This window comes from Domibacillus aminovorans (assembly GCF_001643235.1).
Classification (GTDB): Bacteria; Bacillota; Bacilli; order Bacillales; family Domibacillaceae; genus Domibacillus; species Domibacillus aminovorans.
In genome coordinates this window covers 1-26644 of record NZ_LQWY01000021.1, presented here as the reverse complement: position 1 = coordinate 26644, position 26644 = coordinate 1, and the positions used below count along the sequence as shown (strand labels likewise).

29 protein-coding genes, 1 other RNA gene, 2 pseudogenes and 1 riboswitch are annotated in these 26644 nt (G+C 42.3%); of the genes and pseudogenes, 26 read left to right on the top strand and 6 right to left on the bottom strand.

Annotated features, from left to right (window positions below; translation table 11 throughout):
• Positions 1-3: 3 nt before the first annotated feature.
• A pseudogene (locus AWH49_RS08885) lies at positions 4-988 on the bottom strand (LLM class flavin-dependent oxidoreductase).
• Positions 989-1157: 169 nt separating this feature from the next.
• Here AWH49_RS08885 and ssrS point away from each other — a divergent pair.
• A non-coding RNA gene (gene ssrS / locus AWH49_RS08880) (6S RNA) lies at positions 1158-1356 on the top strand.
• A 129-nt stretch (positions 1357-1485) separates the two neighbouring features.
• Entirely contained in the window at positions 1486-1722 is a 237-nt protein-coding gene (locus AWH49_RS08875) for a phage holin (RefSeq protein WP_157723693.1), read from the top strand.
• An 87-nt stretch (positions 1723-1809) separates the two neighbouring features.
• Here the strand turns inward: AWH49_RS08875 and AWH49_RS19125 are convergent, their stop codons facing one another.
• Both AWH49_RS19125 and AWH49_RS08870 read right to left on the bottom strand, forming a co-directional pair.
• The gene (locus tag AWH49_RS19125; RefSeq protein ID WP_082862744.1) at positions 1810-1977 is read right to left on the bottom strand and encodes an aspartyl-phosphate phosphatase Spo0E family protein; all 168 of its coding nucleotides are present in this window, start codon (positions 1975-1977) and stop codon (positions 1810-1812) included.
• Positions 1978-2171: 194 nt separating this feature from the next.
• Entirely contained in the window at positions 2172-2549 is a 378-nt protein-coding gene (locus AWH49_RS08870) for a nucleotide excision repair endonuclease (RefSeq protein ID WP_034290109.1), read from the bottom strand.
• 68 nt (positions 2550-2617) lie between these two features.
• Between AWH49_RS08870 and AWH49_RS08865 the strand changes: the two genes are divergently transcribed.
• The gene (locus tag AWH49_RS08865) at positions 2618-3106 is read left to right on the top strand and encodes a DUF456 domain-containing protein (protein WP_063965401.1); all 489 of its coding nucleotides are present in this window, start codon (positions 2618-2620) and stop codon (positions 3104-3106) included.
• Positions 3107-3151: 45 nt separating this feature from the next.
• Here the strand turns inward: AWH49_RS08865 and AWH49_RS08860 are convergent, their stop codons facing one another.
• Complete coding sequence (locus AWH49_RS08860; RefSeq protein ID WP_018392128.1) at positions 3152-3391, bottom strand: cold-shock protein; 240 nt, start codon at positions 3389-3391, stop codon at positions 3152-3154.
• A 445-nt stretch (positions 3392-3836) separates the two neighbouring features.
• Between AWH49_RS08860 and AWH49_RS19965 the strand changes: the two genes are divergently transcribed.
• The 6 genes from AWH49_RS19965 (at position 3837) to AWH49_RS08835 (ending at position 9384) form a co-directional block, all read left to right on the top strand.
• Positions 3837-4001 (top strand): hypothetical protein, encoded by a 165-nt coding sequence (locus tag AWH49_RS19965; protein ID WP_157723692.1) that lies wholly within the window; start codon positions 3837-3839, stop codon positions 3999-4001.
• A gap of 451 nt (positions 4002-4452) precedes the next feature.
• Positions 4453-4941 (top strand): amidase domain-containing protein, encoded by a 489-nt coding sequence (locus AWH49_RS08855; protein WP_063965400.1) that lies wholly within the window; start codon positions 4453-4455, stop codon positions 4939-4941.
• A gap of 181 nt (positions 4942-5122) precedes the next feature.
• Positions 5123-6244 carry a glycine cleavage system aminomethyltransferase GcvT gene (gene gcvT, locus AWH49_RS08850; protein WP_063965399.1) on the top strand — a complete coding sequence of 374 codons (1122 nt, stop codon included), beginning with the start codon at positions 5123-5125 and terminating at the stop codon, positions 6242-6244.
• Position 6245: 1 nt separating this feature from the next.
• A complete protein-coding gene (gene gcvPA / locus AWH49_RS08845) occupies positions 6246-7598 on the top strand; it encodes an aminomethyl-transferring glycine dehydrogenase subunit GcvPA (RefSeq protein ID WP_063965398.1) in 1353 nt (450 codons plus the stop codon).
• Complete coding sequence (gene gcvPB, locus AWH49_RS08840; RefSeq protein WP_063965397.1) at positions 7591-9048, top strand: aminomethyl-transferring glycine dehydrogenase subunit GcvPB; 1458 nt, start codon at positions 7591-7593, stop codon at positions 9046-9048. Before gcvPA ends, gcvPB begins: the two co-directional genes overlap by 8 nt.
• 30 nt (positions 9049-9078) lie before the next feature.
• Positions 9079-9384, top strand: coding sequence for an iron-sulfur cluster biosynthesis family protein (locus AWH49_RS08835; protein ID WP_026221556.1), 306 nt, complete (start codon positions 9079-9081; stop codon positions 9382-9384).
• A 111-nt stretch (positions 9385-9495) separates the two neighbouring features.
• Here AWH49_RS08835 and AWH49_RS19120 read toward each other — a convergent pair.
• Positions 9496-9690: pseudogene (locus AWH49_RS19120) on the bottom strand (IS3 family transposase); the annotation flags it as partial.
• Between the two features lie 213 nt (positions 9691-9903).
• On the opposite strand from AWH49_RS19120, the gene AWH49_RS08830 reads away from it, so the two are divergent.
• Positions 9904-11622 (top strand): ABC transporter ATP-binding protein, encoded by a 1719-nt coding sequence (locus AWH49_RS08830; RefSeq protein WP_063965463.1) that lies wholly within the window; start codon positions 9904-9906, stop codon positions 11620-11622.
• 345 nt (positions 11623-11967) lie between these two features.
• Complete coding sequence (locus AWH49_RS08825) at positions 11968-12705, top strand: CAP domain-containing protein (protein WP_063965396.1); 738 nt, start codon at positions 11968-11970, stop codon at positions 12703-12705.
• Positions 12706-12761: 56 nt separating this feature from the next.
• On the opposite strand, the gene AWH49_RS08820 is transcribed toward AWH49_RS08825, so the two are convergent.
• Complete coding sequence (locus AWH49_RS08820) at positions 12762-13811, bottom strand: tetraprenyl-beta-curcumene synthase family protein (RefSeq protein WP_018392139.1); 1050 nt, start codon at positions 13809-13811, stop codon at positions 12762-12764.
• Between the two features lie 306 nt (positions 13812-14117).
• On the opposite strand from AWH49_RS08820, the gene AWH49_RS08815 reads away from it, so the two are divergent.
• The 15 genes from AWH49_RS08815 to AWH49_RS08745 all read left to right on the top strand — a co-directional run.
• Positions 14118-14744: a class I SAM-dependent methyltransferase gene (locus AWH49_RS08815; RefSeq protein WP_063965462.1), complete on the top strand. Its 627-nt coding sequence runs from the start codon at positions 14118-14120 to the stop codon at positions 14742-14744.
• A 61-nt stretch (positions 14745-14805) separates the two neighbouring features.
• Positions 14806-15264 (top strand): DinB family protein, encoded by a 459-nt coding sequence (locus tag AWH49_RS08810; protein WP_063965395.1) that lies wholly within the window; start codon positions 14806-14808, stop codon positions 15262-15264.
• A 123-nt stretch (positions 15265-15387) separates the two neighbouring features.
• Entirely contained in the window at positions 15388-15915 is a 528-nt protein-coding gene (locus AWH49_RS08805) for a nitroreductase family protein (protein ID WP_063965394.1), read from the top strand.
• A 223-nt stretch (positions 15916-16138) separates the two neighbouring features.
• Complete coding sequence (locus AWH49_RS08800; protein WP_063965393.1) at positions 16139-16975, top strand: TetR/AcrR family transcriptional regulator; 837 nt, start codon at positions 16139-16141, stop codon at positions 16973-16975.
• A 93-nt stretch (positions 16976-17068) separates the two neighbouring features.
• Positions 17069-17737, top strand: coding sequence for a response regulator transcription factor (locus tag AWH49_RS08795; protein WP_063965392.1), 669 nt, complete (start codon positions 17069-17071; stop codon positions 17735-17737).
• Positions 17737-19110 carry a sensor histidine kinase gene (locus AWH49_RS08790; protein ID WP_063965391.1) on the top strand — a complete coding sequence of 458 codons (1374 nt, stop codon included), beginning with the start codon at positions 17737-17739 and terminating at the stop codon, positions 19108-19110. Before AWH49_RS08795 ends, AWH49_RS08790 begins: the two co-directional genes overlap by 1 nt.
• A gap of 6 nt (positions 19111-19116) precedes the next feature.
• Complete coding sequence (locus AWH49_RS08785; RefSeq protein WP_063965390.1) at positions 19117-19626, top strand: PepSY domain-containing protein; 510 nt, start codon at positions 19117-19119, stop codon at positions 19624-19626.
• Positions 19627-19719: 93 nt separating this feature from the next.
• Positions 19720-20220, top strand: coding sequence for a PepSY domain-containing protein (locus AWH49_RS08780; protein WP_063965389.1), 501 nt, complete (start codon positions 19720-19722; stop codon positions 20218-20220).
• Between the two features lie 136 nt (positions 20221-20356).
• Positions 20357-20547, top strand: a riboswitch (cobalamin riboswitch).
• A 486-nt stretch (positions 20548-21033) separates the two neighbouring features.
• Positions 21034-21756, top strand: a complete 723-nt coding sequence (locus AWH49_RS08775) for an energy-coupling factor ABC transporter permease (RefSeq protein ID WP_063965388.1) — start codon at positions 21034-21036, stop codon at positions 21754-21756.
• A complete protein-coding gene (locus AWH49_RS08770) occupies positions 21753-22031 on the top strand; it encodes an energy-coupling factor ABC transporter substrate-binding protein (protein ID WP_063965387.1) in 279 nt (92 codons plus the stop codon). Before AWH49_RS08775 ends, AWH49_RS08770 begins: the two co-directional genes overlap by 4 nt.
• Positions 22028-22690, top strand: coding sequence for an energy-coupling factor transporter transmembrane component T family protein (locus AWH49_RS08765; RefSeq protein WP_063965386.1), 663 nt, complete (start codon positions 22028-22030; stop codon positions 22688-22690). The genes AWH49_RS08770 and AWH49_RS08765 overlap by 4 nt, the downstream gene beginning before the upstream one ends.
• Positions 22687-23487, top strand: coding sequence for an energy-coupling factor ABC transporter ATP-binding protein (locus AWH49_RS08760; protein ID WP_051928001.1), 801 nt, complete (start codon positions 22687-22689; stop codon positions 23485-23487). Before AWH49_RS08765 ends, AWH49_RS08760 begins: the two co-directional genes overlap by 4 nt.
• A gap of 101 nt (positions 23488-23588) precedes the next feature.
• The gene (locus tag AWH49_RS08755) at positions 23589-24914 is read left to right on the top strand and encodes a polysaccharide deacetylase family protein (protein ID WP_063965385.1); all 1326 of its coding nucleotides are present in this window, start codon (positions 23589-23591) and stop codon (positions 24912-24914) included.
• Between the two features lie 128 nt (positions 24915-25042).
• Positions 25043-26341: a hemolysin family protein gene (locus AWH49_RS08750; protein ID WP_063965384.1), complete on the top strand. Its 1299-nt coding sequence runs from the start codon at positions 25043-25045 to the stop codon at positions 26339-26341.
• 117 nt (positions 26342-26458) lie between these two features.
• Positions 26459-26644 (top strand): hypothetical protein (locus AWH49_RS08745; RefSeq protein ID WP_425305702.1); only part of this gene is annotated, 186 nt, incomplete at its 3' end.

Genomic DNA, 26644 nt, shown 5'->3' with positions numbered 1-26644 from the left:
CGTTTATTTCATTAGATCAGCAACAATTTCAAATGAGCGTAAACGAGCGTCATGGTCGAATATTTGCGCGTTCACCATAATTTCGTCTGCTTCTGTGTCTTCGATAAATGTCTTGAGTTTTTGCTTCACTGTTTCCGGTCCGCCAATAATTGATGCACTGAGCTGCTGTTGAAGCGCTGCTTTTTCAAAATCACTCCATAGTTCATCCATGTTATCAACGGGCGGCTGAAGCGGTACAGTATTGTTGCGGATTAAGTTTAAAAATTGCTGCTGCATCGACGTCGCGAGTTTTTCCGCTTCTTCGTCTGTATCAGCGGCGATCACATTGACACCGAGCATGGCATACGGTTTGTCAATGACGCCAGAATTATTGAAATGACGGCGGTAGAGGGCAAGGGCTGACATCGTATTATCGGGTGAAAAATGACTCGCAAATGAAAATGGCAAGCCAAGATCGCCGGCAAGACGGGCGCTGAATCCGCTTGAACCGAGTAGCCAGATCGGAGTGTTTAACCCTTCTCCAGGAATAGCACGCACATGTTTGCGGCCTGTTTTAAAATAACTGCGAAGTTCATCCAGCTGTTCTGGGAAATCATGACCATCACTCTGGTTTTGGCGTCTTAATGCCCGCATTGTCATTTGATCTGTGCCTGGTGCACGGCCAAGACCGAGGTCAATACGTTCAGGGAAAAGAGATTCAAGTGTGCCAAATTGTTCGGCGATAATGAGCGGCGCATGGTTGGGCAGCATAATGCCGCCGGAACCGACACGGATCGTATTCGTTGCGGCAGCGATGTGACCGATCACGACAGCTGTGGCCGAGCTTGCAATACCAGGCATGCTATGATGTTCTGCGAGCCAATAGCGGTTATACCCCCATTTTTCAGCATGCTGCGCAAGATCAGCAGAATGAATGAATGAATGATTCCGATGCCGTCCCGCCTGCTGTAATCGGTGCCAGGTCGAGAACGGAATAGTGGATAGACATCGTTTGGAACACTTCTTTCTATATTATAATGATTTGTATTAGTGTAGCAGGAATTTTTCATGAGACAAAATAAAATGACTTGATTTCAGAAAGAGTACATTATCTGTACTTAAGCAGGTGGGGAAAACATTACCGTTGATTTATCAAAGCGAATGGAGTAATATACGAATACAAGCTGCGTTGTACGTAATCAATAATTAAGTTTTAACCTTTAAGCTGTAATCGGGAGTTTTATATAAAAACGGAAATGACATGCCTCTGTCGATACGACAAGGAGGACAAGCAAGAACGTTTTTGCGAACACCCACTTTGAGAAGTGGTGGTTTAAAACTTTCTTATGTAATCCATACGGCAAAGGCGGCTTGTCTAGCGATAACTTTCTAAATCAGTTCCTTATAGGGACTGATTTTTTTGTGCGTAAACAGGTTTGTCTGTAAACAATTTATGAGATGTACATACATTATGTATAAAATAAGTGATGGAAGGGGGAGATGCTAGTGAAACGAGATATTATCACTTTATTAGGTGGTTTCCTGACTTCATTATTCTTGTTTTTAGGAGCGATTGGTGTCTCTTTTGACTGGTTGACGCAGCAAAGTATCGATGCATTTGTGATGCTCTGTGGAGCATCAGTAGCGCTCGGAATTAACTTGTACGCTGTATGGAAAAATACGTATGTCAGCAAAAAAGCGAGAGAACAGAAGGAAGTATTAAAAGAAAAGGGCTTGAAGTAATCAAAACAAATGAGCAACACGGCGAGTGTTATATAGCCGTGTTGTTTGCTTTATATTTATCAAATTCCCGCCCTAAGCGAATAGGAATTAAAATTTGCATTTCAATTGAAATTGATTCAATAGTTTGTCCAAATGTTGACTATGTTTAATCGTATCAGTATGACTGAGTCCCTTCGCCGCTCCAGTTGAAATCATTAACTTGCGCACCGTTTTAATTTGAATCATTAAGTCATGAAAGTGATCATGGTTATTCATTCTTTACGATCCTCCAAAATAATCGTTTTTAAAAGGCTAGAAACATATCAGGGATTAGTATACGTGATGAAAATAAAGAAAGAAATAGTTTCGACAAAAGTTCTTATAACCTTGTATGTTTGTCGAGATTTTAAGTTGAAGTGTTGAACAAACGTAAATAAAAAAGCCCGACTTGTAAATAGTCGGGTGTTAGATTAAGATCTAAAAAAGGCTTTTTCTGTATTATACTTTGACTGGAGCATATTAATAATATACGTTTCATAAATCTCGCGTTCCATCGGATTGTCTACAACACAGACGACAATTTTATGAACGTCATCCCGGTGATTTTTAATGTCTGAGACGTTATCTTCAAAATGTTTGCGGATGCGCATGCGGAGTTTTCGTGCTTTACCGACAAACAGTAAGTTGTCACTTACATCGTAAAACATAAAGATGCCCGCTTTGTCACGCGGAATTTTATGATAATCCGTAAAGCCATATTCTTTGGCAATAGCGGCTTCGCTCGTATCTTCCGGATTTCGTTTTCTTATTAAAATGAAGTCCGCTTGTGGCATGTCAATTTTAATCAAATTCAATCACTTCCTATTCTTTCACATATTGGTACAATATTATCATAACAGAGAAGAGGTGGCTATAGGTGGCTATTTTAGTATGGACCGGAATTATTTTATTATTTATCGTCAGTTTTATTGGATTTATCTTTCCAATTGTTCCATCCGTACTCGTATTGTGGGCGGGATTTGTCCTTTATTATTTTGGCATTAGTAAAGAAGAGCTATCGGTTGTTTTCTGGATCGCGATGCTTTTATTTACCGTGCTGACTTTCATCGCTGATTTCCTAGCTAACAGCTATTTCGTGAAAAAGTATGGTGGATCGAAATGGGGAGAATGGACAGCGGTCGTTGCGATTATCGCCGGTTCGTTTATTATGCCGCCGTTTGGAATTTTGATTGTGCCGTTTGCGGCGGTACTTCTCGTTGAACTCATCATTCAAAAAAATGTGAAGACGGCCTTTCTCGTTGCCTACGCAACACTCATTGCATTTTTGAGCGGTACACTTGCAAAAGTCGTCATTCAATTAATGATGATTATTTGGTTCTTTCTTGAAGCCATCATTTCGCTGTGAGAAAAGGAATCAAGTAAGTAGAAAAAGCGGATTCCACAAAGGGAATCACGCTTTTTTTTGTTCGTTTTGTTCGGCTTCAGCCGATTTACGAAATGTATTATTTTGTAGGGAATTGGTAAGACGGTTCCCGGTTTCCATGTCACTTCCACAAAACGGGCACGAAGGCGTATCATCTTCGGAAAAATTCTTTCTCATCCAGCCATTACAGTCGTCCTTTGTACACTCCCACGTCTCAATGTCAACGTTTGGTAATGGCTCGGCACGATTTTTGCTGTAATAAGACATAACGTCACCCCCGATTTTATTGGTCAATCTTATCCATTATCTCATACTTTCATTATTTCCGAAATGGGGAATTTTAAACAGAACAATAAAGAGAGGTCTGATCTCCTTGTAAAATGTTTTTTTTCAGATGTTATATTAAAATTATAGAAAGAAGATTTTCGTGGCATGGAGGATTCTGGATGTGAAAGTGAAAGGAATGATGTAAATGAGCGAAGTAGTACTGCGGGTTATTGTCTTTCTCATTGTGTTTTTTGCAATGCTCAAGTTGTATCCGATTGTTCAAAAGATGTGGAAAAAATAAGCGGCCCGGTTTTTGGATGAAACAGGTTTTTTCTCGGTAAACTCTCATATTACCGCGCTATGATGAGGAGAAGGGGGCGGTTTTGATGGAAAAAGAGTATGATTAATCGGAGTTGCCACACTCATTCTCATTGCGGGCTGCGGTGTGAAAGAAAAAATGAATCTAGAAGAGAAGTATAAAGAAGCGAAGCCATTTGAACCAGCGTTTCCATATTGGAGCATTTCCGCATTGAATGAAATCAAGCTGATCGAGGAAAACGAGCGTTTTGAGGGACTGTTTCATCATCCGCTGGACAGAAAAGTTGTTTGATCGGAAAATAAATGATTTTTTAGCGGATTCAGCGATTGAGGTCATCGATATTAAATTCTCGTCGCCGATTTTTTCTACACAGCGATGGTTATGTATATGTGATATTGACACAAATTGAGTTTCATGATATAATTGAAAAATCATGAAGATCGTAACTTAGAACGTTTCATATAAGAAAATTTGGCATTCTGCTAGTGTTGGTAAAACTTATTCACACTGGAGTGGCTTCGGAGCCACAAGGACTTAAGAGAAGGCAGGGCTTAGGTCGTTTAGGTACATCATAAACGACGATGTGGAATAGAACCGCGGCGGTTTAATTTGAGGTGAATTGAGATTTCATCTTAAAAACGTTGTGAGTTACAAAATAATGAATGAACGAAACCGGGCTGATTGATCAGTCCGGTTTTTCTATGCTCTTTTTTGCATACAATGTAAAAAGGAGGCGTGATATTTGTACAATAGAGAAAAAGCGGTTGCGTACGCACAACAATGGTGGAACAGCTACAATCCGGCTTTTCCGCGTTTTGAAGTCGACTGCACCAATTATATATCGCAATGTTTGTTGGCAGGCGGGGCACTGCAGCGTGGGTATCCTCATCGCGAAAAAGGATGGTGGGTCGCCGGTGGCACGTGGAGTTTCAGCTGGAGTGTGTCTCATTCGTTAAGGTGGTATTTGGAAGGCTCAAAGCACGGATTAAAGGCAAAAAAAGTATCATCACTTGATCAGCTACAGCTAGGAGATGTTATTTTTTATGATTTTACGGGGGATGGACGAATGGATCATTCAACGATTGTGACGAGTAAGAGCGGCGGTGTGCCCTTTGTTAACGCTCATACGAACAACAGCCGGAATCGTCATTGGAGTTACACGAGTTCACCTGCGTATACACCAGCTATCAAGTATTTATTTTTTCATATTGAGGACAATATGTCGTTATAAGAGCTTTTTGTGAAAAAATTGACATCATTACAAGGTTAAAATCTCAAGTAAAAGGATATATAAAGGGAGACAGTGTGCCCTTCTATGTCCTTTTTTCTATGAGTAAAAAGCACGTAAGAATGAAAAGATATAATGGACGAAATTAAGAAGTAAATGGGAAATCTTAAACGGGGGTGTAGGAATGAGTCAGGAAACAGAACTAAAGAGAACACCACTTTTTGACACATACAAAAAAAACGGAGCGAAAGTGATTGATTTTGGCGGATGGGCATTGCCGGTCCAGTTTACAGGCATTATCGAAGAACATGAAGCTGTCCGGACTAAAGCGGGACTTTTTGATGTTTCTCACATGGGAGAAGTCCTTGTCGAAGGAAAAGATGCGGAACGTTATTTGAATCATCTCGTCACAAACGATGTGACAAAGCTTCAGATCAATCAAGCGCAGTATACAGCGATGTGTGACCCAGATGGCGGCACAATCGATGATCTGCTTATTTATAAGTTAGAGAACGAAACATATTTGCTTGTCATTAATGCAGCAAATATTGAAAAAGATTTCGAATGGATGAAGCAGCACGTGAAAGGAAGTGTGAAGCTTGAAAATAGATCAAGTGACATTGCACTGATTGCAATCCAGGGACCTAAAGCAGAAGGCATTTTACAAACAGTAACAGACGTTCATTTATCAGAAATTGGCTTTTTCCATTTTGCGCAAAGTGTCCGTGTGAACGGTGTGGAAAACGTGCTTGTCTCCCGGACAGGGTATACAGGTGAAGACGGTTTTGAACTTTATTTAAAAGCAAGTGACGCGGAAAAACTTTGGGAGAGCCTTCTAGAAGATGGGAAAGCAGAGGGCTTAAAGCGATGCGGACTTGGTGCGCGTGACACCCTTCGTTTAGAAGCACGTCTTGCTTTGTACGGCCAAGAGCTCACGCGTGACATCAGCCCGCTAGAAGCAGGAATCGGTTTTGCTGTAAAAACGACGAAAGAAAGTGATTTTATCGGCAAATCAGCTCTTATAAAACAAAAGGAAGACGGGTTAACAAGAAAAATAGTCGGGATTGAAGTGACAGGAAGAGGTATTCCACGTCACGGGTATAAAGTATTTTCCGAAACGGAAGAGGAGATTGGTTTTATGACATCGGGAACGCACTCACCGACTTTAAAGAGAAACCTCGGCCTTGCTTTGATTAAATCGGAACATACTAAAGAGGGGACGCCACTAAAAGTAGAAATTCGCCATAAGAAAGTGGATGCCCATGTTGTCAAAACACCATTCTACAAAAGAGAAGGGGAACGATAAAATGACGTCCACTTATCGATACTTACCAGACACAAAACAAGATCAAGAAGAGATGCTTGCTCTTTTAACGATTTCTTCAGTAGATGAATTGTTTGAAGACGTACCAAAAGAAATTCGTTTAGATGGTGAGCTAAACATCCCGAATGCCGTACCAGAACCGCTTCTTGTAAAAAAAATGCATCAGCTATCATCACAAAATAAACATGCCAATCACTATCCTATTTTTCTCGGTGCTGGCACATATGATCATTACATTCCAAGTGTCGTCAATCATGTCATTTCACGGTCTGAATTTTATACGGCGTATACACCTTATCAGCCGGAAATCAGCCAAGGGGAATTACAGGCTATTTTTGAATTTCAAACGATGGTTTGTGAACTGACAGGAATGGATGTAGCGAATTCTTCGATGTACGATGGTCCTACATCACTGGCAGAAGCTGCGTCACTTGCTATTACGTCAACGAGACGTTCAAAAGTGATTGTATCTAAATCGGTGCATCCTGAATCGAGAGCGATCTTAAATACCGTATCAGGCGGACTAGAATATACTGTCGAAGAAGCTGCACTAGATGGAGATATAACAGATCTCGAAAAGCTGCAAGAACAAATGGATCAAGACACGGCGGCGGTCATTGTTCAATATCCAAACTTTTTCGGTTCTATTGAAGATTTAACGAAGATCAAGACCATTTCAGAAGAGAAAGGCGCGCTTTTCATCGTGAGTGCCAATCCGCTCGCTTTAGCGCTTTTAGAGGCACCAGGTAAACTAGGTGCGGATATCGTGATCGGGGACATGCAGCCGCTTGGAATCCCGATGTCTTTTGGTGGCCCGCATTGCGGCTATTTCGCTGTGAAGAAAAAAATGATGCGCAAAGTACCTGGACGTATTGTTGGACAAACGACGGATGACCAAGGAAAACGAGGGTTTGTCTTAACGCTGCAAGCGCGCGAACAGCATATTCGCCGAGATAAAGCATCCTCTAATATTTGTTCAAATCAAGCATTAAATGCACTTGCTTCTGCTGTTTGTATGGCGTCACTTGGCAAAGAAGGAATCCGTCAGATGGCACAGTTGAACATTGAAAAAGCGGATTATATGGCTAAATGCCTTCAAAAGAAAGGTTTTAACGTGAAAAATAAAGCACCATTTTTTAATGAATTCATTGTAGAATTTCCGCTACCCGTCAAAGAAGTAAATGGAAAACTGTTAGAGGCAGGAATGATCGGTGGATTCGATTTAGGAAATGACTATAGACTTGAGAACGAAATGCTGATTGCGGTGACAGAGCAACGGACAAAAGAGGAGATAGACCAATTTGTAAAGGTGTTGGAGGCGATGAAAAATGGTTGAATACAATGAATTAATCTTTGAAATGAGTCGCCAAGGGCGAATCGGATCAAGCCTTCCGGAAAGTGACGTTGACAAAGTCGATTTACATGATAAACTGCCCGCCCATTTAATACGAGACATGCCAGCGGAACTCCCAGAAGTGTCAGAGCTTCAGCTAATTCGCCATTACACAGCCCTTTCGAACAAAAACCATGGCATCGATAATGGGTTTTATCCACTCGGTTCGTGTACGATGAAGTACAATCCAAAAATTAATGAAGATGTGGCACGATTTGAGGGATTCAGCCGGATCCATCCATATCAGCCCGTTGAAACGGTGCAGGGAGCGCTCAAACTTTTACATGAGTTGCAAGAAGATTTAGCTGAAGTTACGGGCATGGATGCCGTGACGCTGCAGCCTTCAGCTGGGGCGCAAGGAGAATGGACAGGGCTAATGATGGTCAAAGCGTACTTTGAGCAAAAAGGAGAAAAAAGAATAAAAGTACTTGTTCCTGACTCTGCACATGGGACGAATCCAGCGAGTGCAACAGTGGCAGGTTTTAAAACAGTGACCATACCGTCAAATGAAGATGGTTTAGTCGATCTGGCAGAATTGAAAAAGCATGTCGGTCATGACACAGCAGCTTTAATGCTGACAAATCCAAATACATTAGGGCTATTTGAAAAAGACATTGTTGACATTGCCAAGGTTGTTCACGAAGCAGGCGGCTTACTGTATTATGATGGGGCCAATGCGAATGCCATTTTAGGAAAAACGACACCTGGGAACATGGGCTTTGACATCGTCCATTTAAATCTTCACAAAACATTTACAACACCTCATGGTGGTGGCGGTCCTGGTGCAGGTCCAGTTGGTGTGAAAGAGAAACTGATTCCGTATTTGCCGGTGCCGCGTATTGAGAAAGAAAACGATCAATATGTATTGAATAGTCATCATCCTTTATCAATTGGCCGTGTGAAAGGGTATTATGGAAACTTTGGCATTCTTGTACGTGCGTATACGTATATCCGTACAATGGGACCTGTTGGGTTACGTCAAGTATCCGAAAGTGCCGTCCTTCACGCCAATTATCTGCGTAAAAAGCTGGAGCCTTATTTTGAATCACCGTATTCACAATATTGTAAGCATGAATTTGTTTTATCAGGGTCCAGACAGAAAAAGCTAGGTGTAAGAACACTCGATATGGCAAAACGGCTGCTCGATTTTGGCTATCATCCACCAACCATTTATTTCCCATTAAATGTAGAGGAATGCATGATGATCGAACCAACGGAAACAGAGTCGAAAGAAACGATGGATGCTTTTGCTGAGGCAATGATTCAGATTGCCAAAGAAGTAGAAGAAAATCCAGACGTCGTATTAGAAGCACCACATACAACAATCATTGGACGATTAGATGAAGTACAAGCGGCAAGACAGCCCATATTGCGTTATTCGAAAGAGGAATAAACTGCATACTCTTAGGGAGGAGGGAGAGACATACGTATATCGTTAACGGAGGCGGCAGTGAATAAACTAAAAGCATCTGTTTCAAATGAAGGGAAGTTTCCACGGATTGACGCCAATCTATCTGGAGGATGCGGATTGGCCGTCAATCTTTCCATTATTTTCGATGAGCCGCGGCGACATGATATTATTTTGGAGAATAAAGGTGTTCAAATTCGAATCGATCACTTCACAAAGCGTTATTTAAATGAGGAGATACACATTGATTATACGGATGAACAAGGTTTTCTATTAGGGGAACACTTTGAATCGGGCCCATGTACGATTGAAATGACTTAAAAGATTTCAACGATAGCTAAAGCGCAATCACGATTTTGTTCACCCGAAAATTTAATAAGGAAATAGCCCCCAGCTTTGAAGTGGATCCAAAAAGTTAGACACTTTATTTAGCTAGGCTGCTTGTAAGGTCTGAGTCCGGTACTGCACCGGGCTTAGGCCTTTTAGTTTTGCCTTAATTCGTTTGTGATTATAGTAATTAATATATTGTTTAAGCTCACACTTGAAGTGTTTCATACTTTCAAACTCTTGTAAGTAGAGTAATTCTGATTTTAATAGGCCAAAGAAATTCTCAATCACTGCATTGTCTTAAAACGCAATTATTAGAGCATATGAGATAGTCCGTTTTTACATGAAAGTATAGACATATTAGACAGAATTGTGGTAGATTTTTAATTGAAAGTGATTATCAATTACAATAATTTGTTTTATATATAAAATTTGATATAAAATCAAATGATTAGAAGTGATGGCAGGTTTAAAGGGAAACACGCTCTTATTTTTAAAAAAGCAGGTGAAGATGTGATTAAGCAATTTTTCTCTTATTACCGTCCTTATAAGAAACTTTTCTTCTTGGACTTTTTCTGTGCAGTGATGGCGGGGCTTTTGGAACTCGCCTTTCCACTCGTTGTTAATCATTTTATTGATGATCTTTTGCCGGATGGCGATTGGAATTTAATTTTGGCCGTGAGCATCGGGCTTTTGCTTATTTACATTGTCAATGCCGGCCTTCAGTATGTAGTGACGTATTGGGGACATATGCTCGGCATTAACATTGAAACAGACATGCGCCGTAAACTCTTTGGCCACGTGCAAAAGCTGTCGTTTCGATTTTTTGACAATACGAAAACCGGTCACCTTATTTCACGGATGACGAGTGACTTAATGGAAATTGGTGAAATGGCGCATCATGGTCCGGAAGATTTGTTTATCGCTTTGATGACTTTGACCGGCGCGTTTGCGATGATGGCATACATTAACTGGAAGTTAGCTGTATTAACCTTTATCATTATTCCGGTTATTTTATGGTTGGCTATCTACTTCAACAAAAAAATGACTGGCGCCTTTCATCGGCTGTTTGGTGATATTGCGGACTTTAATGCCCGTATTGAAGACAGCATGGGCGGCATTCGTGTCGTGCAGGCGTTTGCCAATGAAAAACATGAAAGAGCGCAGTTTGAAGAAAACAACAGCCGTTTCCGATTGACGAAGCTTTTCTCATATAAAATCATGGCGCTCAACATGTCGATCAGCTATATGCTGATGCGGACCGTCACACTGTTCGTCCTGATTTGCGGCACCTATTTTATCATGCAAGGCGAGTTGACATACGGAGAGTTTGTGGGCTTTATTTTGCTGTCGAACATTTTCTTCCGACCGATTGAAAAAATCAATGCAATCATTGAAAGCTACCCGAAAGGCATTGCAGGTTTTAAACGGTATGTCGAACTGCTGAATACAGAACAGGATGTGGCCGATTCATTGGATGCAATCGACATTGATGTAGTGCGTGGTGATATTGGCTACCATAACGTCACGTTCGGCTATGAAGGCAAAACATCTGTGTTGAACAATATTAGCTTGTGGATTAAAGCAGGAGAGACGGTAGCGTTTGTCGGACCATCTGGTGCCGGTAAAACGACGATGTGCAGTTTGCTGCCGCGTTTTTACGATGTGGAGGAAGGCTATATCTCCATCGATGGACTGGATACGAAAAAAATGACACTCGCCTCTCTCAGACGCCAGATCGGCATCGTACAGCAGGATGTCTTTTTATTCTCCGGAACGATTCGTGAAAACATTTTGTATGGCGACCTTGGGGCATCTGATGAAGCGATCATGGGTGCATTGAAGCGGTCACGTCTTGATGAGTTCGTTCTTTCTTTACCAGAAGGACTTGAAACCGTCATCGGCGAACGCGGGGTGAAACTATCCGGCGGGCAAAAACAGCGTCTGGCCATTGCACGGATCTTTTTAAAAAATCCACCGATTTTAATTTTGGATGAAGCGACATCTGCACTTGACACTGAAACAGAGCTTGCCATTCAGCTGGCACTAGCAGAGCTCGCTGTCGGGCGTACAACGCTCGTTATCGCCCATCGGCTTGCGACCATTAAGCACGCAGACCGAATTATTGTGGTGACGCCGGCTGGTATTGAAGAGCAGGGCAGCCATCACGAGCTGCTTGAGCGAGGCGGCCATTACCGCCGTCTTCATGAAGCGCAGTTTGGAAATATGTAATATATCGTGAAAACCTGTAGACATCGCCTTCAATATGAAGATTTTGTCTATAATCTGTAAAAAAGTGCCTTTTAGGCGCTTTTTTTTGTGTGACGAATATGACAGAGCATTTACACTTTCATTACTGAAAAAAGTAGTGAAAAAATCAATCGTGTTCAACCCGTTACTGTGTCAGTGTTTAAACGGATGGTGATTATAGGAAACTATCAATTTCAAAAGATAGCGAAATTTGCCACGCCAGAATGCATTGCGGGGCGGTAAAAGATCGTGCAACAATAAATGGGCAGCAGGGGGACAGACATTAATAGATCAAGAAAAACATAAACTTTTAGGAGGAATTACAGTATGAAAAAGAATATTCGCATGGCAACACTAGCCGGTGCTGTTACATTAGGACTCTTCACAGCAGGTCAGGCAGAGGCAGCATCGCCGACATGTAACGTCAACGAATCAACACAAACAGTTCAACAAGTCAACATAGATGAATTAGTAAAGAAATATAATGTTCAACAAGTTAATCTAGATGAATTTGCAAAGAAATATAATATTGACATACAAAAACTAGTTGAACAGACAACAAAAGCACCTGTAACACAAGAAAAAGCGCCTGCAGCACAACCGAAAGCACCTGTAACACAAGAAAAAGCACCTGCAGCACAACCGAAAGCGCCTGTAGCACAGCCGCAGCAAACTGAGCAAAAAGCAGGAAGCGTCAGCGCATTTGAACAGCAAGTCTTTGAATTGGTCAACCAAGAACGCGCGAAACAAGGAGTGAAAGCTCTTCAACTAGATACGAAGTTAAGTGATGTTGCGCGTACAAAATCACAAGATATGAAAAATAAAGGCTATTTCTCTCATCAGTCTCCGACATACGGATCGCCGTTTGACATGATGAAACAGTTTGGCATCACGTACAAATCAGCCGGTGAAAATATCGCAAAAGGACAACAAACACCGGAAGAAGTAATGGATGCTTGGATGAACAGTGATGGGCACCGTAAAAATATTTTAAGTGCAGACTACACGCACATTGGCGTTGGATATGTAGACGGTCACTGGACACAAATGTTTATTGGTAAATAAGAAGAATCCCTTCCGAAATGATTATTCGGGAGGGGTTTTTTGTTTGAAACAGCATTTTATGCTTGGCGATACACCCAACTATTTAGATAAAAAAATAGAGTAGGCAACCCACCGAAGCGGATAAATCGTTTAGCTGTTCGTTTCAGTTCCTTATCTTCTTGAACTTTCTTATCCGCTAGATAAATGGCGATCAGACCTTTGTTAATAAGTTGATGAAATTTCCAGTCCGGCAAACTTCGAATACTCTCCTCGGCCTTTTCTTTGAAATATCTAATTCGTTGTACCATTTTTTCTTCACTTTCATAGTAGAAGACAAAATTCAAATCATCCTCTTCCCGGTCTTCTTCTTGATCAATAAAATAATCAAGCATAATATGAAGACCTTGAATCCAAGGGAAATATCCATTTTTTAATATGTTCACTTCTTCTGCTTTTAAACCATATGACGCATAGGCAGCAAAACAAAAAATGCCTAATGTAGAACCTGCACAAGCAGAAAATTCATACCAAGTCATTGCAGGTACTTCGTGTTTGTGCCTCTCAAACCAATTTTCTAATAACTCAACACGTTTATTTTTTTCAACATGTTTGAATACTTGTAAATCACAATAGTAACCTGCTAGTTGATGCATGGCGTCCTGTGCATTTTGAAATCCGGATAGATTTTTCAAAACATTTTGACAAGTTAACACAAGAGAAGCCAAGTACCCGCCATCGTCTTGATCGTTCCGATATTGATAATAATTTTCAGGCTCTATTCCTGGGGTTAAGGCATGATGCATAGACCGATGAAGCATACGGAAATCTCTTTCTTCCAAGGAAGTGCTCCTGTCACAAAGGTTATCTAAGTAGTCACTGATCGTTTGATAAGCCACAATAAATCGAATGATGTTTCTGCGTTCCTTTCCAGCAAGCAATCCATAAACAGCTCCACCCTCACAGTGGAAAGCCTTCTCTTTAATGCTGGAAAGCGCTTGTTTTCGTAATTCTTCATTCGGGATCTCGTTAGCCTTCTCCCTCCACTCATTTAAATAATGATGAGCGTCGGGAATCACTTCTTGTTGTATTTTATACAACAATGTCCATGGCTTCGTAGGCGCCTTCAAGGCATACCCTCCTAACTAGATTTAAAGTGAAATTGCACGCACTTCCATGTGAATGGCATCTCGTCAATGATCAGCTCTTCTTGATTGGGCAACTGATTTTAAACTTTTGGAATTTGTAAGTACTTAACGTATTCGACTTTTCAGAAGATACTCCTTTAGAAATTTGTAAAATTGTTATTTAATTGAAAAAATAGGCCGCTTTAACTTGATAGGATCCATAGAGAGGGGCATTTTTTATATCGAAAAATGATAAAATAAATGGATAGCGGCGATAAAGGCATTGTTCGCGAAAAGGGGCGGTCATTTATGGAGAAGACAGAGGAACGGATTTGGCCGGATGAGATGAACGCAATGAATGGAATGCTGCTTGAGCATATTGCGCGTTACCAGTTTGCGATTCACTATGCAAAAGGGCGCGTGCTTGATATTGCGTGTGGAAGCGGATTTGGCACGCAGATTATTGCAAAAGCAGCGAAAAAGAGACTGACGGAAGTGATTGGCGTTGATCGTGATGTCGAGACGATCGTATATGCGAAAGGACGCTATTATCATCCACTCGTTACATTTGAGGCGCAGAATGCTGCGGATCCGATGCTGCCTGAGAAATTAGGGATGTTCGATTCCATATTTAGTTTTGAAACGATCGAACATATGCAAGATGAAACAATGTATCTTGATCATTTGTATACGATGTTAAAACCCGGGGGAACACTCATCATATCAACGCCGTTTGGCCACGGACGCGGCCAGCCGACGTTGGAAAAATTTCATGTGCATCAGTTGACAGAACATGAATTTTTCAGCACATTTAATCGTTATGAATCGGTAGAATGCTACTATCAACGAGGTGTGTTGGTTGAACCGGTACCTGGAAGGAAGGGGCGGCACTACCCAATTGGCATCGTCGTTTGTACGAAAAATGAAACGGAATAGTATGTATGGCATGAAGTATATATTATGATGAAATATGTATTTACATAAAGGAGTGATTTTGATGGAATCAATTAAACAATTTGGATTTTCACGTGCGGCTACAATTGGCGCGCTGCAACAGGCACCGAAGGAAAAGTGGGGCGAGCAGCCGGATGGCTATCCAAATACGATTCATTGGAATGCGGGACATATTTATTTTGCAGCAGAAGGGCTGTTGCATATGGCGGATGACAGCTATGAGATTGAGCGCCCTAAGTGGGGTGCAATGTTTGCGACGGGAACACGTCCATCTGAGTGGACAGGCGACGTACCGGAAGCAGAGGAAATTGTACAGGCACTTGAGCAGCAGGCAGGCCGTATTAAAGCGCATTTTGCAGAGAAACTAAGTGCTGAAGCATCAAATCCGCTTACGATTGCTGGATTTGAGATGGCGACGGTTGAAGCGATTCTTCAGTTTGTCACATGGCATGAAGGCACACATGTTGGCATCATTAAATCATTAACAAATGCAGTGAAGTAAGCAAAAACGCCCTCGCCGATTTTAGACGAAGGGCGTTTTTAGCGATGAAATCATTCAGTAAGAGTAATCCAATTCGATTAGTCTGAAAAATCTGATAAAATGGAGTGAGAAGGGGGAATGGAAATGAATGTACATGAAGCGATTGAAGGACGCCGGGAAATAACGGCATTTGCACCGCTGGAAATTGACAAAGGCGCATTGGAACGAATTATCCGCGCTGGGTATTTAGCGCCCACCGGGAATAATTTGCCGTCGCGTGAACTGATCATCGTAACGGATCGGGACAAGTTAGTTCATTTATCAAGTGCTACCCCGTTTATGAAATGGCTGGCGACTGCTGGTGCTGGAATCGTGATTACCGGTCGTCCGGATGTAAGTAAATATTGGCTGCAGGATGCTTCCATCACCTCTGCATTTATTTGGCTGGCGGCTGAACAGGAGAATCTCGGCGCTGCTTTTGGAGCGATATATCATTCGGAAGATGCAGATGAGTCCGCAAAACGAGAGTCGCACGTTCGAGAGGCACTCGACATACCAGAAGATCGCCGCATTTTAGCAGTCATCGGCACTGGGCACATCGATGTGAAACCGAAACCGAAGACGCATGTGCCGTTTGAAGAGATTGTTCATTACGAAACATTTAAAAGCTAAGTGGCGCAGAAAAGATGAAAGTTGATCAGAAATAGAAACAGGGTCTCCCGTTCCATTCGAAGACTTTATTTTTTCATTCACTAGACTGTTGTTTAAACAAATTTTATAATATACCAATAGTATAAAAAATCAAACGAACAATTTTAAAAAGTCTTGAAATGAAAGGGATTTTCCGCTAGTATGTGTTTAGACTATGAGTTCAAATTAGGGGAAGTGCAACGAATTGAATGAACGAAAGAAAAAGGTAATGGTGGCAGCACATGCTCTATTTGTTGAAAAAGGATATGCAGCCACATCCGTGCAAGATATTTTAGAGGAAAGCGGCATTTCGAAAGGAACGTTTTATAATTATTTCTTGTCGAAAAATGAACTGTTAATTAGTATTTTTGAAAAAATTAACAGTGAAACGGATGAACGGCGGATAAATATGCTTGCCGGGCGGCCCGTTCATGATAAAGAAGTATTTATCGAGCAGATTAAAGTGAAAATGGAAGTGAATAAAGAGAATAATTTGTTTGTGCTTTTTCAAGGAGTGTTTGCGTCGGAGGATGTCGAGCTGAAAAAGTTTGTGAAACAGCATCATTTAAAGGAACTACGATGGATACAAAGGCGGATGATCGAAGTGTTTGGCGAAAAGGTGCGGCCTTATTCAACGGACTTAGCGGTTACATTGCTCGGTGTGGTACAAAATATGGTTCATTTTGTTGTGGCGGTTGAAGAGACGTTGGAGCTTGATACTATTATCGGCTATGCGATGCGCCGTGTCGAGTCAACTGTGAAAGATGTAATGAAGACAGATGATCAGCTTTTTGATTCACGTATTCTAGAACGGTGGATGCCAGAAACGGCGTTAAATCGTGAAAAAAAGAAAAGCGTACTAATGCGGAAGATCGGTTTGATGCAGGATACGGGAGACTCTGATCAAGAAGAACTTCTGTCTTTTTTACAGGATGAACTGCGGACGACGGAACCACGCCGCCGTGTTATTGAAGCGGTACTGGGCGATGTAAAAGAACATGAAGAACTAAAGATGCTAATTCATGACTTTTTAAACGAATGAACAAAAGGATGGTCCCCCGTGGACCGTCCTTTTGTTTGGACAAAATGTATCGTCACAACGATAATAAGTAGTAACGAAAGGGGAGACCTGGATGTGAGCGTACAGCGTATTTTAATTGTAGAAGACGAAGAACGGATTGCTCGCGTGCTTGAACTGGAGCTGGAGCATGAAGGGTATGAAACGAAAAAAGCATTTGACGGACTTGATGGCATTGCGGCTTTTCGTGAAGGGACATTTGATCTTGTTCTCCTTGATGTCATGCTGCCGGGAATGAATGGCATGAGTGTCCTGCGCCGGATTCGTCAAGGAAGCGACGTGCCCGTTATTATGCTGACGGCGAAAGATACAGTGGTGGACAAAGTGGAAGGTCTTGATATCGGCGCGAGTGACTATGTGACGAAGCCGTTTGATATGGACGAACTACTTGCAAGAATTCGGGCAGCACTTCGCAAGTCGGTTCAAACGAAGGCTCTAACAGCCGCTGATCTATTCGTGAATGAAGAGTCACGTGACGTGACACGTGCCGGTCAATCAATTGATTTGACGCCGCGTGAGTATGATTTGCTTCTCTATTTATTGAAAAATAAGCGCCATGTGTTATCTCGTGAACAGCTGCTTGATGGTGTATGGGGATACGATTACTATGGAGATACGAACGTGGTCGACGTGTATATCCGCTATTTGCGGAATAAAATAGATAAGCCGTTTGGTGTGCCGCTTATTCATACGGTGCGCGGCGTCGGCTACGTACTAAAAGATTGATGAAGCTAAAAAATAAAATTCATCTCGGCACGAGTGTGCTACTTATTGTGATCGTCATCGTCATGAACACAGCGGTCTATTTTGCGGCAGGCAGTATGTTAAAAGAAGCAGACCTTGACCGAACAGTGGCAGAAGCGAGACGGATTATGACCGGAGTTTTGAATCCAGCTGCTTCCGTGTCAAGTGCTGATTTGCTTCGGGCATATGCGCCGGCGGACGGGATGGTGCGCATTATATTACCTGATTCGACAGTGGACGGTGTTTCTGCCTCCCCGGGAGCCATCGATTTGCGTGATATTGAAGCTGTATACGAAACGGCCGAACAGCGGAATGTGATCGAGGTTGGAAGCGCACGCTATGCACGTGTGATTGCGCCTGTCATTTGGCGAAATGGGGACGTAGCGTCATTAGAAATAATGGAGAATTTGCAGGCGACTGACCGCATTCTCGACATTTTGCGAATTGTGTTAATCGCCGCTTCCATTTTAGCCGTTATTCCAGCAGTCATATCAGCGCGTGTGCTTGGTACGGTCATTTCCAATCCGATTGTGAATATGACGCAAACGATGCGCCACATTCGAGAAAGCGGACGGTATGAACAAATTGAAATGAATAGCAAACAAAATGATGAATTAAATGAAATGGCGGAAACGTTTAACGATATGATGGAGCAGTTGGAAAAAAACTATGTGAAGCAGGAAGCGTTTGTACAAAATGCGTCGCATGAATTGAAGACTCCGCTGACGGTCGTTGAATCGTATGCGAATTTGTTAAAGCGACGCGGGAAAGACCGGCCAGATTTATTTGATGAATCTGTTGAAGCGATTCATGAAGAGGCGGTGCGGATGAAAGAGTTGACGCAGCAACTATTAACGCTTGCGCGGAGCGATGAATCATGGAATATTCAAAAAGAGTCTGTACACGTGGCGTCATTTGTAAAGGAGGCCGCGGAAGCGTTTGAAAAAGCGTATGATCGACGTATTGATGTGGGGGTACATGCACCCTTTACGATAATTACTGATCGTGCGAAGTTACGCCAAATTTTATACATTTTTCTCGATAACGCCCGTAAATATTCAGATGACGAAATACATCTTCTCGTTGAAAAAAATGAAATTCGTGTCATCGATAAAGGGATCGGCATTCCATCTAGTGACATCGATAAAATTTTCGACCGTTTTTATCGAGTCGATAAAGCGCGTTCGCGTAAAACGGGGGGATTCGGTCTTGGACTGTCGCTGGCTAAAGATATAGCGGTTGCGATCGGAGCAGATGTAAAAATAGAAAGTGAAGAAGGAAAAGGGACGACTGCGATCATCACTCTCAGCGATATCTCAGAATACCGGGCTACAATGAATGAAAAAACGGAGTGAAGAGAAATGAAAAAAGTTTGGATCACAATCGTTGTCTTAACAGCAGCTACGACTCTTTTCTTCTTATATCGAACTGTTCAGACACCGGACGTTACGATGGCAGATGCGGGTGAGCAGCTGGCCGAGAGGTATAGCGGCACGGTGACAAAATCAGCCGAGCGGAACGGACAGTATGTGTATACGATTGAGGTGGCGGAAGGTGAATATGAGATGATTGTCGACAGTAAGACGGGTGAGCTGCAGGAAATGACCCGTATGTTAGAGCCAGCGATTGAAGAACAGTATGTACATAGAGAAGAAACAGCTCCGGTGAAGGAATCAGGACCGTTGACAGAAGTGGAAGCGGGAGAGATTGCGCTCGGTGAAGTGCCAGGTACGATCGACGAAATTGAAATGGGTGACGACGAAGAAGCTGGTTCGTTTATTGTCGATATTGATCTTGCAAACGGTGGCGAGGCAACCGTGCAGGTGAATGCTATTTCAGGTGAGATTATGTCCATTTCATGGGATGATTAATGTCTCTCATCAAACTCTCATTTTTCTACCCTTATTTTCTCATCTTGCACGGCTATGATAGAAGCAAGATCAAAAAACAAGGAGGAAAACAACATGAAAAAACGTACAATGGCAGGCGGATTATTAGCAATAGGACTTATTGGTGGAGGGGCTGTGTGGGGTGTTCAAACAGATAAAATTCAAGCAGAAGTGCCGAGTGTGGATGTGAAATTGATGATGGAAGAAGCGAAAGCGATCGCGGAAAAAGAAACGAAAGCGGTCGTCAAAAGCATTGAACTTGAGCGCGAATGGAATGGACTCGTGTATGAAGTAGATACAGATAGCGATGATATCGACATTGACGGCAACACGGGGGAAATTTTGAAAACAGAACGTGATGATCATGACGACAATAACGAGGTGGTGAACGTAACGGTTACACAAGAAGAAGCGATTGCGGCTGCGAAGAAAAAAGTAAAAGGTAACGTAACGAATGTCGAGCTTGACGACGGCCGTTATGAAATTGAGGTTCGTAACGGCAAAACAGAAACGGACGTGTATGTACACGGTGCAACCGGTGAAGTAACAGTCGGCGAAACTGATACAGATGATTAATTTGAAAAAGCGCGATACTTTGGCGCTTTTTTTTTTACTTGGTTTATGAACGACTAATCAGTTTTTTACTGAAATACTTAATTTTCCCTTGTAAAAATAGTGGGTTTCCTGCTATTCTTGATTATAATAACAAAACTAAATATGAAACATTGAAAGTGCCCGGAGTTTGAACGTCCGGGATAATAGGGAAATCGGTGTGAATCCGATGCAGCCCCCGCTACTGTAAGCGCGATGAAATTGTCCATATCCACTGGTGAATACACCGGGAAGGGGGACAAAAGTAAAAGGACCGCAAGCCAGGAGACCTGCTTTTAATGCCAAAACATTATTCTTCGGTGGGAAGAACGGGATGAATGCGTATAAAGTATGCCTTTTTTGCGATTTTCTGCCCCCGCTTCCATTGAAGAAGCGGGGGCTTTTTGCGTTTCTGAAAAAAGGAGTGATCGACATACGTCAACATAGAAATTAACCGAAATGAATCGGCACGTTCTTATTTGCGATGGTTCGACATGCATGAGAAGAGTTGGCAAAGAAGTGATACAGGTAGTCGCATTAATCAATCTATTCTATGTGCACATTATCCGACGCCACATCATAATGAAATCAACACGTGCACCACTGAATTGACCGCCTTAACCGGTGTGTGGCTTCCAGAGGGCTTATCAGTCTGAAGAGCGGTCCAGAGCAAAACCGGATAGCTGTTTAACCTTTAATACGCTGACCGGATATACACATTTATTTTCCATCCAACAAAGAATTTGCTGCTGCTTTTGTCGCTGCAGCCCGTTCAATTAATCGAAAAGAGGCTACTGTATGAATAAATTAATCATTTTATTGCTTGCTGTCTTTTTCTGGCTAAACTCTTACACAGAACCGGCAGCGATGCACATTATGGAAGGGTTTTTGCCCATAGGATGGGCTGTTTTCTGGTGGATCGTGACCATACCATTTTTTTTATGGGGATTAAAAACGTTAAAAAAAGCTGTTGATGAAAACCCGGAAGCGAAGCTTATGATCGGTTTTGCTGGTGCTTTTGCGTTTGTTTTATCCGCGTTAAAAATTCCTTCTGTGACCGGCAGTAGTTCGCATCCGGTCGGGACAGCACTTGGCACGATGATGTTTGGACCAGCAGCAATGACCGTACTAGGTATGATTGTTCTGCTATTTCAGGCTCTTTTGCTTGCGCATGGCGGCATTACAACGCTCGGTGCGAATGCTTTTTCAATGGCGGTTGCCGGTCCATTTGCGGCGTATGCCGTGTACCGTATGTTGAAAAAAGCCGGAATGAAAGCGGGAACGAATGCTTTTTTCACGGCCTTTGTGGCAAATATCGTTACCTATACAGTTACGTCTTTGCAACTGGCACTTGCTTTTCCATCTGAAACGGGCGGAGTATATGCATCATTTCTTGAATTTGCGGGCATTTTCGCCGTGACACAAGTATCGCTTGCCGTGTGTGAAGGATTGCTGACAGCCGCTGCCGTTAATTGGTTAGAGAAGCACCGTACATCGCTGAAAGGGGTTCATTTCTCATGAAAAAAAACATCACCTTATTTTTATTAGCCGCGGCAATTGCTATCATTCCGCTTTTTATGTGGCAGGACAGTGAATTTGGCGGAGCAGACGGTCTTGCAGAAGAAAAAATCACGGCTATTCAAACGGATTATAAACCGTGGGCCACACCCATTTTTGAACCGCCAGGCGGTGAAACGGAGAGTCTTCTTTTTTCATTGCAGGCTGCCATTGGCGCTGGCGTAATCGGATACGTAATTGGGACGATCCGCACACGTTCGAAAAGAGAGAAATCATGAATGTACTCAACCGCGCGGCATACAACAGTCGTTTCGCTCGTATTCACCCTGCTGAAAAGGCGGCTATCTGTTTACCGATGCTGTTTCTTTCTTTAATATGGCGAGACCCTGCTGCAACGTTTTTTGTTGTGATCATGGCTTCCATGTTTGTTTTTTGGGGCGGTGTATCACTCATTTTATATATTCGACTTTTACTGGCGCCGGCTGCGTTTATTTTAGCCGGCGTTTTGCCAATTGCTTTTTCTTTTGAAGGCTGGTTATCTATATACGCAAATAAAGAGTCCATACAAGAAGCTGTGACAACAGCCTGTGCGGCGTTTGCTTCTGCGGCATCTCTCTACGCATTTATTTTGACAACGCCATTTACACAAATCATCTGGTTGATGAATGTGTGTAAATTGCCGTCATTATTTATTGAAATTGTGGCACTCGTCTATCGCTTTATTTTTCAATTATGGGAAAAAAAGAGTGAGGTGATAATGGCACAGACACTGCGCTCCGGACGCCCGGGTATTCAAATGGCTGCGAGAGCCGCCGTTCATATCTTTACATCAACATTAATGGAAATGAATGAGAGGCAGCATGCTGTCGATTTACGTGGCGGTTTGGACTATATTCCATCGTCTGAATGGCAATCATTCTGGAGGAAAAAGAAATGATCGAATTAAAAAGTATTTGTTCCGTTTATCCTGATGGAACAGAAGCATTAAAACAAATCAATACGACGATCAAAAGTGGCGTGAAAATAGCTGTCCTCGGTGAAAGCGGGTCAGGAAAATCGACTCTTTTTCATCATTTAACCGGATTAATGCAGCCAACTGCCGGTGCCATTTCATGGGACGGGAAAGAGCTTACCTACAAAAGGAAGCATTTGCAAAAATGGAGAAGAAGAATCGGCTTTGTGATGCAAAACCCGGATATGCAGTTGTTTGCGCCGACAATAGAGGAAGATGTGATGTATGGACCGCTTCAGCTCGGCTGGACGAAAGAATCGGCGAGAATAGCCGCAACTGAAGCGATGAAGGCGTGTGGAATTGATCACCTTCGTCATAAACCGCCTCATGCACTTAGCGCAGGTGAAAAAAAACGTGCCGCTATTGCTGGTGTAGCAGCGATGAATCCGGATGTATTCGTTCTGGACGAACCAGAAGCTGGACTGGACCCCGCGAATGTGCAAAAACTTGTTGCTCTAATTAACACGTTCCATCAGCGTGGAAAAACCGTCATCGCATCAACCCATCATGTTGATTTTGCCTATGAATGGGCGGATGAATATATGATTTTAAACGAAGGTAGTCTAGTAAAACATGATCGGCCATCTGTTGTTTTCAGTGAGCCGCTCCCCTCTGCTTTAGACATTCCATGGGCATTCGAAATTGGACGCTTATGTGGAGAAACTCCGTTAACTAAAAAAGATGCACTTTGCATTCTGCGACAAACGATGACAAAAATGTAACAATTATTTCAGGAAAAGGGTTGTGTTCTTTTCATAGATTAATTAAAATTGATAAATGGAAGTGATAACCAAAATATGTGCTAAATAGTAGGGGATACAAGATGAAACAAAAAAAAATAATTCTTGTGGCGCTAGGCGGTATAACGCTGTTTATTCTTATGATCGCAGCTAACCTCCTTGTGACAGGAACGGACAGCGGGGATGAGGCGATTGTTTGGGCAACAGAAATGAAAAAATCAAAATATGACGGTGTGGACATTAAAACGAAAGTGGCAGAAGAAAAGCTTTATAATATGGCTGTTCATTATCCCGTTTTTTCAGAATCGACTTTAAATGAACAGATAGAAAAGTATGTCCGGGCAAAAGAAACACAATTTTTTGACGAATTGGATACGATTAGTAAAGGTAGAATGTCTAAAAAACCAGCATCATTTACCCTTACATTCCGTCTTAATCCAGCAGGTGAAGGGTTTTATTCTATTTTATTCACGACAGACACATATATCGGAACGGGTAAAAACACTGTTTCATGCGATACAGTGATCGCAGATGTGGCAGCTAAAAAGTGGATCACGTCGCGGGAGTTATTTATTAATCCAGACAAAGCTGCACGTGCATTGCAAAATGCTCTTCCGGAAAAAGAAAGACAAAGTAAACAAGTCGCTCAACAATTCGCGGGTGAACAGGCACTGTCAAATATGTATATAGAAGAGCATAATGTGGTCTTCACTTTTAATGAAGTTGAATTAGAAGAGGCGAGATTACCGTTTAAAAAGGTTTATCCTTATTTCAAAAAGGAATGGCGGGAACGCTTTGCCAAAAATATCGAAGCAGAACAGCAGGCTCAGGAAACGATTGCTACATCCAGCGGTAATCATGTAAAAAAAGTGGCCCTTACATTTGATGATGGTCCGAATCCAGACAGCACGACGGCTATTTTAAATGTGTTAAAAAAGTATGATGTGAAAGCAACCTTTTTTGTTCTCGGCAGCCGTGTTGATTTTTATCCGGAACTTGTGGATCGGATGGTTCAGGAAGGCCATGAAATTGGCAACCATACATGGAGCCATAAAGATTTAACGAAAATTACAGTGGAAGCGGTAAAGAAAGAGCTTGGTATGACGGCTGAAGCTGTTGAACAAGCGGCTGGTGTCTCGCCGATTGCGGTCCGTCCGCCTTATGGAGCAACGAATGAACAAGTCAATCAAATTATTGGCGTACCACCTGTTCTTTGGTCTGTCGATACGCTTGACTGGAAATCCCACAACCCGAAAGCCATTTATGATATTGTGAAACGGGATACGAGAGACGGCACGATTATTTTAATGCATGATATTCACAAAACGACGGCTGATGCCCTTGAAGATGTGATCGTTTATCTTCAAAAGCAAGGGTATGAACTCGTCACGGTAGACGAACTTTACTAACAGTCCGGTCAGCGATGCTGAGCCGGATTTTGTGTTAAATGGATATATAACGTGGTATAATAAGATAAAATAAACGGTTTATTTTTATATTACAGGAGGTGTAGGCCTCGTTTATTCGGGGCTTGTCATTGGAGATAATCAATTTAATCGGAGTCGCTCTATTAATCGCACTGACTGCATTTTTCGTTGCAGCAGAATTCGCGGTTGTTAAAATGCGCTCATCGCGTGTCGAACAACTCGTCGCAGAAGGAAAACCAGGTGCGGCAGCAGTTGAGCGTGTCACAACGCATTTGGATGAGTATTTATCCGCTTGTCAGCTTGGAATTACCGTTACAGCGCTTGGACTCGGCTGGTTAGGCGAACCGACCGTTGAGGCGCTATTGCACCCGGTGTTTGAGCAATTTGGACTAGCACCATCTATAGCGACGATTTTGTCATTTGTGATCGCGTTTTCCGTTGTGACATTTTTGCACGTTGTCGTCGGGGAACTGGCGCCAAAAACAGTTGCGATCCAAAAAGCAGAAGCTGTTATGCTGGCATTAGCTGTTCCGTTGATCTGGTTTTACCGCATCATGTATCCGTTTATTTGGGTGTTAAACGGATCTGCCCGTCTGTTAGTCGGTGTTTTTGGAATGAAGCCGGCGTCAGAACACGAATCTGTTCATACGGAAGAAGAATGGCGGCTGCTGCTATCTGAAAGCTATGAAAGTGGAGAAATTAATCAAAATGAACTAAAGTATGTGAATAACATTTTTGAATTTGATGAGCGCATGGCTAAAGAAATAATGGTGCCGCGGACGGAAATGGTCAGTCTGTCGATTGAAGACACGATGAATGATGTGATTGAGGTTGTCAAAGAAGAAAAATATACACGTTATCCGGTCATTGTCGGGGATAAGGACAATGTGATCGGTATGGTCAACTTTAAAGAAATTTTAACTGTTGCGGTGAAAGAAGAACCACTTCCGAAAGTCGAACAGCTGCGTCCGTTTGTCAAACCGATTATTCGTGTATTTGAGAATATACTTATTCATGATTTGCTTGTGAAAATGCAAAAAGAGCGGACGCATATGGCCATTTTAATTGATGAATATGGTGGTACGGCTGGTCTTGTGACCGTTGAAGATATTTTAGAAGAGATTGTCGGCGAAATCCGTGATGAATTTGATGCCGATGAAATTGCAGAAGTACGCAAAGTAAAAGAGGATCATTATTTATTTAGCTCAAAAGTGTTAATTGGAGAAGTAAACGACCTTCTTGGCACGGCGCTAGATGATAAAGACGTTGATACGCTTGGCGGCTGGTTTTTAACGGGCAAAATAGACACGGAATTACACGATAGTATTGAAGAGGACGATTGGGTGTTTAAAGTGACGGAAATGGACGGACATCACATCGTATATATTGAAGCAAAAAAACTCGTGTAATGCGGGTTTTTGTTTGTTAGAGACAATAAATGTCCCAGGAGCGGTTGCCGCCACATGCAAAAAGGTGTAAGATGACAGGAATGAAGCGCGATGGAAAAGCAAAAGGGAGTAGTAATTATGTCACGATATGAAGACGACAGTCTTGCCTTGCATACGGACCTTTACCAAATTAATATGGCTGAAACGTACTGGTACGATGGCACACATACAAAAAAAGCAGTATTTGAATTATATTTTCGGAAAATTCCGTTTGGTAATGGAGAGCACTGCAAAAGTAGATGCTTGACTGGAAAGCTTCAAAAA